General features: G+C 60.9%; 10 protein-coding genes. 7 read left to right on the top strand and 3 right to left on the bottom strand.

Translation table 11 applies throughout. The features are described from left to right. Window positions 1-17 precede the first annotated feature (17 nt). Entirely contained in the window at window positions 18-3149 is a 3132-nt protein-coding gene (locus tag JQ574_RS14010; protein ID WP_212383607.1) for a TIR domain-containing protein, read from the bottom strand. Between the two features lie 177 nt (window positions 3150-3326). After that, entirely contained in the window at window positions 3327-4436 is a 1110-nt protein-coding gene (locus tag JQ574_RS14005) for an ATP-dependent RecD-like DNA helicase (protein WP_212207284.1), read from the bottom strand. Window positions 4437-4619: 183 nt separating this feature from the next. Between JQ574_RS14005 and JQ574_RS14000 the strand changes: the two genes are divergently transcribed. Further along, complete coding sequence (locus JQ574_RS14000; protein WP_212207285.1) at window positions 4620-5828, top strand: LLM class flavin-dependent oxidoreductase; 1209 nt, start codon at window positions 4620-4622, stop codon at window positions 5826-5828. A gap of 72 nt (window positions 5829-5900) precedes the next feature. Here the strand turns inward: JQ574_RS14000 and JQ574_RS13995 are convergent, their stop codons facing one another. Then, complete coding sequence (locus tag JQ574_RS13995; RefSeq protein WP_212207286.1) at window positions 5901-6884, bottom strand: ABC transporter substrate-binding protein; 984 nt, start codon at window positions 6882-6884, stop codon at window positions 5901-5903. A gap of 486 nt (window positions 6885-7370) precedes the next feature. Here JQ574_RS13995 and JQ574_RS13990 point away from each other — a divergent pair, with 486 nt between their 5' ends. From JQ574_RS13990 to JQ574_RS13965, 6 genes are read left to right on the top strand one after another with little or no spacing between them, the layout of a single operon-like run. Continuing rightward, window positions 7371-8471 carry an ABC transporter substrate-binding protein gene (locus JQ574_RS13990; RefSeq protein WP_212207287.1) on the top strand — a complete coding sequence of 367 codons (1101 nt, stop codon included), beginning with the start codon at window positions 7371-7373 and terminating at the stop codon, window positions 8469-8471. Further along, window positions 8449-9489 carry an ABC transporter permease gene (locus JQ574_RS13985; protein WP_212207288.1) on the top strand — a complete coding sequence of 347 codons (1041 nt, stop codon included), beginning with the start codon at window positions 8449-8451 and terminating at the stop codon, window positions 9487-9489. The genes JQ574_RS13990 and JQ574_RS13985 overlap by 23 nt, the downstream gene beginning before the upstream one ends. Further along, window positions 9483-10280, top strand: a complete 798-nt coding sequence (locus tag JQ574_RS13980; protein ID WP_212207289.1) for an ABC transporter ATP-binding protein — start codon at window positions 9483-9485, stop codon at window positions 10278-10280. The genes JQ574_RS13985 and JQ574_RS13980 overlap by 7 nt, the downstream gene beginning before the upstream one ends. Then, window positions 10274-11458, top strand: a complete 1185-nt coding sequence (locus JQ574_RS13975; RefSeq protein WP_212207290.1) for an acyl-CoA dehydrogenase family protein — start codon at window positions 10274-10276, stop codon at window positions 11456-11458. The genes JQ574_RS13980 and JQ574_RS13975 overlap by 7 nt, the downstream gene beginning before the upstream one ends. A 37-nt stretch (window positions 11459-11495) precedes the next feature. Continuing rightward, window positions 11496-12596 (top strand): LLM class flavin-dependent oxidoreductase, encoded by a 1101-nt coding sequence (locus JQ574_RS13970; RefSeq protein ID WP_212207291.1) that lies wholly within the window; start codon window positions 11496-11498, stop codon window positions 12594-12596. After that, window positions 12593-13534, top strand: coding sequence for an ABC transporter substrate-binding protein (locus JQ574_RS13965; protein WP_212207292.1), 942 nt, complete (start codon window positions 12593-12595; stop codon window positions 13532-13534). The genes JQ574_RS13970 and JQ574_RS13965 overlap by 4 nt, the downstream gene beginning before the upstream one ends. Window positions 13535-13588: the final 54 nt, after the last annotated feature.

The following is a 13588-nucleotide window of genomic DNA, read 5'->3' as shown; positions in this document are numbered from 1 at the left end:
AGAATTGATGTCCGTGACTAGTTGTGATCTAGCTTAGAGCCGGCCAACGTCTCACGTAAATCTGTGGCCACTGGCTCCGTGGGCTGTATTCCAAAAAGGCTCAAAAGGAGTTCAAGTGCGGTTTCGAAGTAAGTATCGCTGCTGCGAAAGTCGGCGTAGACTCGACCATGCAGTAGATTAGGAAAGGAAAGCTCTTCAGTTCCTTCCAAAAGCACGGGGAGCACAGTTGCCTTCTGCGCTTCCGTTCCAATCATGCGTTTTCCAATCAAATCGCCTTCGGCCGCGACGACAAAGCCCCGCATCGGCTCGCCGTTGTCATAATTTTTTCGGTAGAGTGGTGTTCCCACGACGATAACGCAATTGCTCTTGCCGATGCGCTCTACGAATCTCGGCACGCTGGCGCCAATACGCGCATTTTCCCATCGGTCCAGCACCACCGCAACACCAGCTTTTTGTAAGTCTGAAGCTAAGGACTTCTCTACCCAGCGTTCTTGGTCGGGATGACCCCAAGCGTAGCTGACGAAACATTCCGGTGCGGCGATCTTCTGTTCCGTGAGATAAGTTTTTAGGCGGAAGAGAACCTGCTCGAAGCGAGAACGCCCGTCCGCCGCGCGGCGGTCTGCCTCCACAGCTTCGGCTTGGCGACGTGTGAGTTGAATAGGTTGGTCAGCCTTCGGCAGTGCAATCCTCTCGCCACATCGGCCGCAGAACGCAAAGTGGGTCCCACTTAACATCTGTTCGCGGGCAACTGCGCGATTAAGTGGGTGTCCGTTCTTGCAGGTCACGGATTCGAAACGGCGTACCGCCAGATTGCGGCGGGCCAAAAAACTTTCGAACAAGCCTTGGAAGAGCATCCGTACTGAGCTGCCCGTGTCTGTACCGAAGTAGAGGACGAAATCCAATTCACCCGCCCGCTCTGCGTCTAAGCGGAAGCCGCACACTTGACCATTACCTACCTCGTAACGAGCATGATTCTGCCATTGGCTAGTACGGCTAAACGTCTGTGTGTATCCCATAAGCACGACAAGCGAAGCATACACATTCTCAACTGGGCCGCCGACGGTGTAAGAGGCGCCATCTGTCACCGGTTTTACGTCACTCTCAATCGGTCGCTTGAGATTGATCAACTCGGGAAATACAAGGTAAGCGCGGCCGTGCAGCGGATCAGTTTCACGAAAACATACGTTGTGATCCAAGAATAGAACGGTGGCGGAATCCAATAAAATTTCCTTTTCCGCTTTAGCTAACTTGTCCAATTCTGAAAATTTGTAGTCGTGTGACAGGCGCTCTTCCTCAAGCGAGCCAAGTCCTTTGCGGTTGCGCCGTGCCTCCAGCACAAATGACGCCGCTAGATTATTCAACAATTCAGGCGATAGCAGGATGCGCGGTTCACCATGGGAAGTTTTAAGTCGCGTCACGTAGCCGTGAGTCGCCAGATGCCCCAGTGCGGTTAGCATCTCGTCGTTGCTGAATTTCCATTTGTGATCCGTCTTTAATAGGCGCTGCCGCAACTCCTCCGGAGTTAAGATTGCCTTGCGCCGGCGTGGTTTCTCTTTTAGCTCAAGGACGAAATCCTTAATTCGTTTAAAGGTCTCCGTCGTAACCGTCGCGGGCTTGTCGTCCCACGGGATTAGGCTCTTCATCCGCGGGATCAATTCCTCAATTCCTTCGCCGGTCCTCGCGCTGGTGGTCAAGTACGCCTTGATCCCACGCTGCTTGCAAAACGTCTCAAGTTCGTCGTGAGTAAGACGCGGAGTTCCACGGTCGGAGCGCGCGGCGATCAATATCGTCGGTATTTCCCCAGGACGCTCCGCTCCAACCTTTAGCTGCTTCAGCCAGAATTCGACGCTGCCTAGTGGATCGTCATGTCGACCCGGGTCAAAGAGTACAAGTGCAAGATCGGTATCATCAAGAAACAATGCGTGGATTAGCCGATAATCATCTTGCCCAGCAAGATCCCACAGGACAGCTTCGCATTGCGTGCCGTCGCTTCGTTGCGTGCAAAGTGGATTTAACAACCAAAACTGTTGGCCATGCGTCGAAGCGTGTTCTTTGAAATCGCCATGTGCGAGTCGCCAACCGAGTCCAGTCTTGCCGACCCCGGAGTCGCCAACCAAGACGACCTTGGCGCTAGTGTATGTAATGGTTGGTGAGGCTGGGCGTTTGAGGAGCTGTGCCAGATCAAGTTCGTATATATCGATTTGCTCGTTACCGTCCGGATCGGCGTCGCTAAATGCGATGAGCGGCATACTTGGGTGAAAAGCCAGCGCTCGCGGTGATGTAGCAACGTCATTCGCATCCGTCCTCGTAAAGATCGCGATCTCTCGCCATTCTGAGCAACTCCATAGCCTGACAGTGTGCTCGTCGGACGAAGCAAGCAGTCGGCCGTCGCTCGAAAACTCCACATGTCTGACGTGACCTGTATGTCCTTCCAAGGATAGTACTTTGGAACCGCTGGTGGTATTCCAGATTGAGACCGTTTGATTTGCGCTTGCCGTGGCGAGCCACTTGGATTTCTCATCGGGTGACCATGCAACGCTGTATAAGCCTCCACCCGGTAATTCATGGATACGTTCGCCAGTGGAGGCTTTCCATACAGATGCATTGAATGAGGCGGCCGCAATTCGCTGGCAATCTGAGGCCCAAGCAATACCGAGAGCAACGTTATCCTTACCAAGCAAGAACAGTTTGAACTGATCCCACGATTGAGAATCCCATATTCTGACTGTTGTGTCTGGCGAACACGAGGCGAGCCAGCGGCCGTCTTTGGACCAGGAAACATCTGCAACGTACTGTTCGTGCCCTTCGAGTGTTCGTATCAAGGAGCCTTTGGTTACGTCCCATAGTCTTACAGTTGTGTTGTGCCCGCCGCTGGCTAGCACTCCACCTTTGGGATCAAATGCGACCCGGCTATTCACCTCTGCCTTTAGTACATGCAAGCGCTCGCCCGTCTGGATGTCCCAAACCGCTATTGTCCCATCGACCGACGAGGAGGCTAGCGTGCGACCTTCTGGGGACCATGCTATATCACCGATGAAGCCAGTGTGCCCGCGTAACGTGCGGACTAGTGTCGCCCCAGGCGGCGGCAAAATTGCTTGCGGCGTACCCTGTGTCCGCCGCCGAGATGCTATTTTGCGTTTCTTTTTCATTTTGTGAAAAGCGCCCAGTCGAAGGTGAGGAAGGTTGAAAAGATCCTTGGCCGCTACAAGAGCTCGTGCAGCGAAATAAATGCTGACAAAAGAATCAGCAATGCAACTAAAGATAGTAAAATATCATGGTCTCTCAAGCAAGCATAGACCCAAACGCAAGGCTCGTAACGGGATTCCCTACACCACCACGCTCAGCCGCTTCGCCGCGCGCGTGATGCCGGTGTAGAGCCAGCGCGCGCGGCTGTCCTGGAACGCAAAGCTTTCGTCGAACAGCACCACGTCGTCCCATTGCGAGCCCTGCGACTTGTGCACGGTCAGCACATAGCCATAGTCGAACTCGTCATAGGGCTTGCGCTGCTCCCACGGGATGGTCTCGATGGCGCCGCCAAAGCAGTCGCCGCGCACGGAGACCTTGGTCACCTTGTGGCCGAAGTCCTCATCGGGCGACAGCCGCATCGTGATGATTTTCGATTTCGACTGCGCGCGCGACTTGACCCGCCACAGGCCGCCGTTGAACAGGCCCTTCTTGCGGTTGTTGCGCAGGCAGACCAGCTTGTCGCCGGCAACCGGCAACGGATCCTCGATGTTCTGCTTCTGCCGCACCCGCATGTTGTAGGCGCGGCGGGTATTGTTGCGTCCGACCAGCACCTGATCGGCCTTCATCACCCGGTCCGGGTCGAGTTCGCTCCGCGACACCACCTCGCTCTCGCCATGGCGGCCGATTTCGAGTTCGCGGCCCTCGCGGATATCCATCGACATCCGCACGATCGGATCGTCCTGGGCCTGGCGATGCACCTCGGTCAGCATCGCGTCGGGCTCGCAATCGGTGAAGAACCCGCCGCCCTGGATCGGCGGCAATTGCGCGGGATCGCCGAGCACCAGCAGCGGACAGTCGAACGACATCAGATCGCGTCCCAGCTCGGCATCGACCATCGAGCATTCGTCGATCACGATCAGGTTCGCCTTCGAGGCCGGCGCGTCATCCCACAGTTCAAAGCTCGGCTGCTCGACGCCGGATTCCCGGGCGCGGTAGATCAGCGAGTGAATGGTGGAGGCGTTGTCGCAGCCCTTGTTGCGCATGACAAGCGCGGCCTTGCCGGTGAAGGCCGCGAATTTCACCTCGCCGTCGACGCCGTCGGCGATGTGCCGCGCCAGCGTAGTCTTGCCGGTTCCGGCATAGCCGAACAGCCGGAATACCGGTGGCGTGCCGTTCTTGCCGGGCTTTGCCTTCATCCAGTCGGCAACGGCCTTCAGCGCGGAATCCTGATGCGGCGTAAACGTGGTCATGTGGTCTCGGCGGAGGGGCGAGCGGGCCGTGACCGGCCACGACTCAACGGAAACTCAAGCTAATCATTTGCGCGTTCCATGCAAGCCGGCTTCCGCGGCGCGGAATTGGAGTTTCATGCCCGAGGCTGGACTTGGTCCCCGCCGCGAATACACTGCCGCAAAACAACAATCGGGAGCGACGTCATGAAGTTCGGCATCTTTTATGAGCTGCAACTGCCGCGCCCGTGGGAAGAGGGCGATGAGCTCCGGCTCTACCAGAATGCCCTGACGCAGCTCGAGACCGCCGACCGGCTCGGCTACGACCATGCTTGGGTGGTGGAACATCACTTTCTGGAGGAATATTCGCATTCGCCGTCGCCGGAATCGTTTCTGGCCGCCGCCTCCCAGCGCACCAAGAAAATCCGGCTCGGCCACGGCATTTTCCAGCTCACCACCAACCATCCTGCCCGTGTCGCCGAACGTGTCGCGGTGCTCGATCTGCTCAGCAACGGGCGCTGCGAATTCGGCATGGGCGAGAGCGCCTCGATCACCGAACTGACGCCGTTCGGCCGCGACATGGAAACCAAGCGCGAGGTGTTCGAGGAGGCTGTCGCGGCGATCTTTCCGATGTTCACCAAGGTCGGCACCGAGCATCACGGCAAATATTTCGACATTCCCTTGCGCAACGTGGTGCCGAAGCCGGTGCAGAAGCCGCATCCGCCGCTGTGGATGGCGTGCTCGCAATTGCAGACCATCGAACGCGCCGGCGAGAACGGCTTTGGCGCGCTGGGCTTTCAGTTCGTCAGCGCGGAAGCGGCCCACGCCTGGGTGCACGCCTATTACAACGCGATCACCAAGCGGCTGAAGAAACTCGCCGATTACGAGATCAACCCGAACATGGCGCTGGTGTCGTTCTTCATGTGCGCCAAGACCGACGAGGAGGCGCGGGCGCGTGCCGATGGCGCCACCTTCTTCCAGTTCGCGCTGCGCTATTACGGCGCGTCGCAGAACCGGCAGCGCCCCGACCCCGGCACCGTCAACATGTGGGACGAATACAACAAGTGGAAGCGCGAAAATCCGGAGGCGCAGGAGGTGGCGCTTCGTGGCGGCCTGATCGGCTCGCCGGAAACCATCCGCAAGAAGTTGCGGCGCTTCCGTTCCTCGCACATCGACCAGGTGATCCTGCTCAACCAGGCCGGCAAGAACAGCCACGAGCACATCTGTGATTCGCTTGAGCTGTTCGCCAGGGAAGTGATGCCGGAATTCCAGCACGATCCCGAGCACGAGGCCTGGAAGGCCGGTGTGATGAGCGGCGCGATCCAGCTCGAGGAGATCGATACCGAGGCGTTCAAGGACCGCTACGGCAAACTGGCGGTCAGCGTTGCGCCGCAGAAAGTTGCCGCGGCGGGATAGCGGGTTCGGCGGGCGAAGCGCAACGGGCCGGCATTCGATGCCGGCCCGTTCGTTCGAGTCGATGCGTTGGCGTCAGTTCGATCCGGCGGCCGCCGCCGTAAAGCTGCGATCGACGGCCTTGCCGACATCGAGCGTCCTGGAAAGGATGCCGTAGCGGGTGGCGCGGTCGGAGGCTTCCTGCACTTCCTTGACGATGGCCGTGTCGATCACGATCGGGCTGGTTTTCTGTGCGGTGTAAGCACTGAGCAGCACGTCTTCCGGCAGCTTGGTCAACTCGGACGTGTTTCTGGCATATTCGGGCAGGTGATCAAGCGACCATAGCCGCGCCTTGTTGAGCCGCTGCACGAGATCCTGCACGGCCGCCCGCTTGGTGGCGATGGCGGAATCGGATGCCACGATGAAGGTGATGGTCGGCGTCAGGCCTTCACCATTGGCGACGATGCGCGCCTTATCCTTCAGCGTCGCGTAGGACACGTAGGGCTCCCACACCGCCCAGCCGTCGATCGAGCCGGCGACCAGCGCGATCTTGGCATCGACCGGTCCGAGTGGCGCAAAGGTCGCGTCGTCGACCTTGTATCCGGCTTTCTCCAGCGTCGCGTCGATCAGGAACTGGCCCCAGCCGCCGCGCGTTCCGGCCAGCCGCTTACCCTTCAAATCCGCGGCCGTCTTGATAGGAGAATCCTGTCGAACGAGAATTGCCTGCGTGCTGGCGTTGGAGCGCGTGCCGCCGATCGCCTTGATCGGTGCACCGGTGGCATAGACGGTGAGAAACGACAGATCACCGGTGTAGCCGACATCGAGCGCGCCGGCATTCAGCGCTTCGAGTATCGGCGCCGCGGCAGGAAATTCCGACCACTCGATCTTGTAGGGAAGATCCTTCGCCAATCCGGCGATTTCGAGCAGCGATCGGTTGCCGCCCTTCTGGTCGCCGACGCGCAGTGTCACGGTGTCGGCAGCCATGGCCGAAGCCGTTATCGCCAGCCCCAGCGCCGCGCCAAACAGCGTGGCGCCGAATTTGCGGATGCGCGAGCGCGCCGTTGATTCGAGTTTGTTCATGCCTTTGTTCTTTCCGGTATGATCCGCCGCATTGCATGAGGCAATCAGCGATGCGCCAAGCGTACGAGCGAAAGGCGCGCAGTCAATGAAATGGCTGACTGAATATTTTGATGCACCGGTAATGATCGTCTCGTTACTCACCCGCGAATGAAAGGTGTCTGCTGCGCGGCTTGAATTTGTTCACGATCAGCAGAATTGAATCGATGCGAGGTCGCTGCATATTTTGCGAGCGTGCAAAAACCGTTTCATCGCGCGACGATATCGGTGTGGAGATTATCTCTCCGTTCGCTTTCACATTCAAAATTCCATTTCATTGACGACGGCGTTGCTGCCGCGCATCATTTGAACGTCAGATCAACGGCGCGAGATGAGAGTCTCGCGGGGATTGAACCGAATAACCGATCGCCAGTGTGGAACATAACGGGCCGCAGCACCGACGTGCTGCGCCGACGGCGGCGTCATGCCGTTTGAGAGCAGGAGTGCAGGATGTCACGAGATGAAAACAATAGCGCAACGCGGCTGGATCGCCGAACGTTGCTGCGCGGCGGGGCCGCCGCGGCGCTCGCCGCGCCGCTCGGCGTGTTCGGCGCGCAGGCCTTTCCGTTCCGTGCGGCCACGCCCGGCATCGACTTTTCGCAATTCCCGATCTGCAGAACCGCCTCCAACGCGCCGGCTCTCACCGGAGCGCCGCGAAAGCTGAAATTGTCATGGAATGCCGGCGCGGTCTGCCTCGTGCCGGTTCCAGTGGCGATCGACCAGGGCATCTTCAAGAAGCACAATCTCGACGTCGAACTGATCAACTACAGCGGCTCGACCGACCAGTTGCTGGAGGCGATCGCGACCGGCAAGAGCGACGCGGGGCTCGGCATGGCGTTGCGGTGGCTGAAGCCGCTGGAGCAGGGGTTTGACGTCAAGATCGCGGCTGGCACCCATGGCGGCTGCATGCGGGTGCTGTCGCGCGTCAATTCGGGCGTCGACAAGCTGTCCGACCTCAAGGGCAAGATCGTTGCGGTCGGCGATCTCGGCGGGCCGGACAAGAATTTCTTTTCGATCCAGCTTGCCAAACAGGGCATCGATCCCAACAAGGATGTCGACTGGCGCGCCTATCCCGGCAATCTGCTGCAGCTCGCCGTCGAGAAGGGCGAAGTTCAGGCGTTCCTCGCCTCCGATCCGATTGCCCATATCTGGCTGAAGGACTCTGCCTACAAGGAGGTCGCTTCCAACCTCGACGGTGAATACAAGGACAAGACCTGCTGCATCCTCGGATTGCGCGGCAGCCTGGTTCGCGAAGAGCCGCAGGTCGCGCGCGCCATCACGCAAGCGCTGCTCGATGCCGCGATGTTCACCGCGCAAAATCCCGATGTCGCCGCGGCTTCGTTCCAGCCTTACGCCCCCAAGACGGCGAGCCTGCAGGATCTGCAGGCCATGGTCCGCTACCACACCCATCATCACCATCCGGTCGGCGAAGTGTTGAAGCGGGAACTGAAGGCTTATGCGGACGACCTGAAGAGCGTTTCGGTCTTCAAGGCCAGCACCGATACGGCGAAATTTGCGGAGCGGATCTATGTCGACGTATTCGGCGTCTAAGACGGTCGCACTGGCGCAATCGGCGGAGGAAGGCGCAGCACTTTCAGGGCGGCCATTGTCGCTGGCGTTCTCGTTTCCGCCAGGCGGGACTGGCGTGTTCGCAAGCCTGGCGTGGGTCGGGTTTGGCATATCGTGCCTGTGGTGGCCGGATATTGGCGACTGGACGCGCACCCATCAGCTCGCCGCCGCTGCCTTCGTCATGTCAGGCGCCATTTTCCTGGCGACGGTGGCGGGCAGCCGGCTCGGGCGGTTCAATGCCGGCCTGCAACGGCGTGCGCCGTGGCTGCTGGTCTCGGCGTTGTTCCTGACGCTGTGGGAAGTCGCGACCGCAAAGTTCGGGTGGCTGCCGCTGCCGTTCTTCCCGCCGCCGCAGTCCATCATCGAGGTCTACACCGATGATCTGCCCAAATTGCTCGACAGCATCATCGCGTCTGTAAAGCTTCAGCTCGGCGGCTATGTCATCGGCGCCACTGTCGGCTTCCTGACCGGCGTGTCGATCGGCTGGTCGCGGAGCGTGGGTTACTGGGTGCATCCGGTGCTGCGGTTCATCGGTCCGCTGCCGGCGACGGCATGGCTGCCGATCGCGTTCTTCACCTTCCCGTCGAGCTGGAGCGCGAGCACGTTCCTGATCGCGCTGGCGACCGGATTTCCGGTCACGGTGCTGACCTGGTCCGGCGTAGCAAGCGTCAGCAATGCCTATTACGACGTGGCGCGGACGCTCGGCGCGAAACCGTCGTTCCTGGTGCTGAAGGTCGCTATTCCCGCCGCGCTGCCGCATGTGTTCGTCGGCCTGTTCATGGGCCTCGGCTCCTCGTTTGCGGTGCTGGTCGTCGCCGAAATGATCGGCGTCAAGGCCGGGCTCGGCTGGTATCTGCAATGGGCGCAGGGCTGGGCGGCGTACGCGAACATGTATGCCGCGTTGATCGTGATGTCGCTGCTGTGCTCGGGCGCGATCACGTTGCTGTTCCGGACGCGCGACCGCCTGCTGATCTGGCAAAAGGGAGTCGTCAAATGGTAGCCCATGCTTTGGCCGAAGCGGTCACCTATCCGGCCGTCGGCGCCTCGCTCGATGTCGAACGCATCAGCCACGCCTTCGATATCGACGGCAGCGTCTTGCCGGTGCTCGACGACGTCAATTTCAGCGTCAAGCCCGGCGAGTTTTTCGCGCTGCTCGGTCCGTCCGGCTGCGGCAAGTCGACCTTGCTGCGGCTGGTCGCGGGGCTGGAGGCGCCGCGGTCGGGCGTGCTGCGCGAGGACGGCGATCCCGTCACCGGACCGTTTCCGTCCCGCGTGGTGGTGTTTCAGGATCCGACGCTGTTTCCGTGGCGAACCGTCTGGAACAACGTCGCGCTCGGGCTCGAGGCGCAGGGCATCCTGAAGAGCCAGCGGCAGCGCGTCGACGCCGCGCTCGACCTCGTCGGACTGTCGCAGTTTCGCAACGCCTATCCGCATCAATTGTCTGGTGGTATGGCGCAACGCGTTGCGCTGGCGCGGGCGCTGGTCAACGATCCCAAGATCCTCATCCTCGATGAGCCGCTCGGCAAGCTGGATTCGCTGACGCGGATCACGATGCAGGCCGAAATCGTGGCGCTGTGGCAGCGCAAGGGATTTACCACGCTGCTGGTGACCCATGACGTCGAGGAAGCCTTGTTCCTTGCCAACCGCGTCATCGTGTTCGGCGATCGTCCGGCGCGCATCAAGGCCGACATCGCGGTCGATCGGCCGTATCCGCGGCACCGCGGCGATCCCAGGCTGGCGGAGCTTCGCCGTAGCATCCTTGGCTTGCTCGGATTGGACGCGACATGGTGAGTGCTATCAACAGTTCGATACGTAAAGAGCCGCCGGTGGAGGCCGCGCCGGTGCCGTATGATTGCGCGAGGGCGCTCGCTTCCGAGTTTGCGGCCCGGGCCGCGCAGCACGATCGGGAGGCCAGCTTTCCGCACGAGAATTTCAAGGAGCTTGCCGAGGCGGGATTGTTGGCGCTGACCGTACCGACCGCGCTGGGCGGCCACGGCGCGGGTGCGCTCGACACGGCGCGCATCCTCGGCATTTTCAGCAAGGCCGATCCATCGACGGCGCTGGTGCTGTCGATGCATTACATCCAGCACCTGGTGATGGCGCGCAGCACGCGCTGGCCGGGGCGTCTGTCGCGCAAGCTGGCGCGCGAGGCGGTCGACGGCGTGGCGCTGATCAATGCGCTGCGGGTCGAGCCGGATCTGGGCTCGCCCGCGCGTGGCGGGCTGCCGGCGACAACCGCGCGAAGGACCGAGACGGGGTGGCGGCTCAGCGGCCGCAAGATCTATTCCACCGGCGCGCCGATCCTGAAATGGTATGCGGTGTGGGCGAAGACCGACGAGTCGGAAACGCGCGTCGGCCTGTTCCTGGTGCCCGCGGGATTGCCGGGCACGCGGATTATCGAAACGTGGGACCATCTTGGCCTGCGTGCCAGCGGCAGCCATGATATCGTGTTCGAAGACGTCGTGTTTCCGCTCGATCATGAGATCGACGTCCGCGCGCCCGAGGATTGGCGGGTGCCGGATTTCACCCAGTCCGTGGTGCATGCGATCTTCGTCGCCGCGATTTATGACGGCGTCGCCCGTGCCGCTCGCGACTGGCTGGTCGAGTTCCTGAAGAACCGGAAGCCATCCAATCTCGGCGCATCGCTGGCAACGCTGCCGAGAGTGCAGGAGATCGTCGGCGGCATCGAGACGCGTCTTGCCGTCAATGCCCGCCTGATCGACAGCTTCGCCGGCGATTTCGACGATGGCGTGCAGCTCAGCGCGTCCGAATCCAGCATCGTCAAGCTAACGGTCACCAACAATGCGGTCGCCATTCTCGAAGACGCGCTGTCGCTGACCAGCAATCATGGTCTCACCCGTGCCAATCCGCTGGAGCGGCATTATCGCGATGTCCTGTGCGGACGGGTTCACACGCCGCAGGACGACGCCACGCGAGTCAACGCCGGACGCCTCGTGCTCGGCGTCTGAGTATCAACGAACCAGTCCCAAACTCTGGAGCAAGTCCATGTCAGTGGAATTCATCGGATACATCGGCAGCAATTACTCTTCCGAAACCGTCGTGCGGAACGGCGGGATTCTCGACCGGTACTACATCGAGACCGTTGCGAAGGCCCATGAGAACGCAGGCTTTGATCGCGCCCTGCTGGCATTTCACTCGACCACGCCGGATGGTCTGCAGATCGGCCAGCACGTGCTCGGCGTCACCGACAAGCTCAACGTCCTGATCGCGCAGCGGCCCGGTTTCACCGCGCCGACGCTGCTTGCCCGGCAGCTTGCGACCGTCGATCAACTGTCCGGTGGACGCGTCGCATTGCACGTCATCACCGGCGGCAACGCCACCGAACTGCGGCAGGACGGCAATGTCATCGACGACAAGGACGAACGCTACGCCCGGACCAGCGAATTCCTGGACGTAGTTCGCGCCGAATGGAGCAGCGAAAAACCGTTCAACTATGAGGGCAAATATTATCAGGTGCAGAACGGTTTCTCGCAGCTGAAACCTTACCGCAGCGAAGGCATTCCGATCTTCGTCGGCGGCGGTTCGGACGCGGCAATCGAGGTCGCGGGCAAGCATGCCGATACGTTCGCGTTGTGGGGCGAATCCTATGCGCAGGTGCGCGATGTGACGTCGCGGGTTCGCGCGGCTGCCGCGAAACATGGCCGGCCGACGCCGCGCTTCAGCCTCTCGGTTCGCCCGATCCTCGCCGATACCGAGGAGAAGGCCTGGGTCAAGGCCGATGAAATCCTGGCCCGCGCCACCGCGCTGCAGGACAAGACCGGATATCGCAAGCCGGCGGACGGCCATGCCACCGCCGGCGCGAAACGGCTGCTGGCGCTGGCCGAGCAGGGGACAAGGATCGACAAGCGGCTGTGGACCGAAATCGCAAAGCTCACCGGCGCCAACAGCAACACCACGGCGCTGGTCGGCACACCCGAACAGGTCGCCGAAGTGTTCGGCGATTACTACGATCTCGGCATCAGCCACTTCCTGATTCGCGGCTTCGATCCCCTGACCGATGCCATCGACTACGGCCGCGAACTGATCCCGCTGACGCGTCAGCTGATCGCCGGACGCAGTGTTGCCCGGGGAGTGGCCGCAGAATGATGCGCAATATTCTCATTGCGGGCCTCCTGCTGGGTGCGATTGCCTCAGCGGATGCCCAGACCACGTTGCGGGTTGGCGATCAAAAGGGCAATTCGCAGGCCGTGATGGAAGCGGCCGGCGTGCTGAAGGATGTTCCGTACAAGATCGAGTGGAAGGAATTCGCGGCCGCGGCGCCGCTATTGGAAGCGTTGAGTGCGGGCGCGATCGAAACCGGCCTGGTCGGCGACGCGCCGTTCACCTTCGCTGCGGCGGCCAACGTTCCGGTGAAAGCCATCGCCGCGATCCGGCAGACGCGCGAAGGGCTCGCGGTACTCGTCCCGATAAACTCGCCGATCCCTGACTTCGAAAGCTTGAAAGGCAAGAAGATCGCCACCGGCCGTGGCTCGATCGGACATCAATTGATTCTTGCCGCGCTTGAATCGAAGGGTTGGTCGACCAGCGACGTCCAGATCGTGTTTCTCGCGCCATCGGACGCCAAGGTTGCGTACACGCAAGGCTCCGTCGATGCCTGGTCGACATGGGAGCCCTATGTCAGCCAGGAAGAAGTCCTGTTCCAGTCGCGGCGCGTGATCACGGCGGAGGGGCTTACGCCCGGCTTGGGATTCCAGGTCGCCACACCGAACGCGATCCGCGACAAGCGGCCGGAACTGGAAGATTTTGTCAGGCGGCTGACGGCCGCGCGGGCGTGGTCGCAGACCAATGTCGGTGCCTATGCCGAGACGTGGGGCAGACTGATGAACATTCCGCCCGCGGTGCCGCTGAACTGGCTGAGCCGGGCGAAGGTTCGTGTTGCACCAATCGATGACGGCGTTGTGGCCGACGAACAGCAAACCATCGATCTCTATTTCCGGTCCGGCCTGATCAAGCAGAAGCTCAACGCCGCCGACATCGTCGACCGTTCGTTTTCCGGCGCCATCGGCAAGGGCGCGGGTCTTTAAACCTTGGAAGGCGGTCCGCGCAGCAAGTCTTTCTCTGGCGACGCCAAATTTCGA

Origin of the sequence: Bradyrhizobium sp. AUGA SZCCT0158 (genome assembly GCF_018130065.1) — a bacterium.
In the GTDB taxonomy this organism is placed as follows: domain Bacteria; phylum Pseudomonadota; class Alphaproteobacteria; order Rhizobiales; family Xanthobacteraceae; genus Bradyrhizobium.
This window is presented reverse-complemented; position numbering and strand designations above follow the sequence as displayed.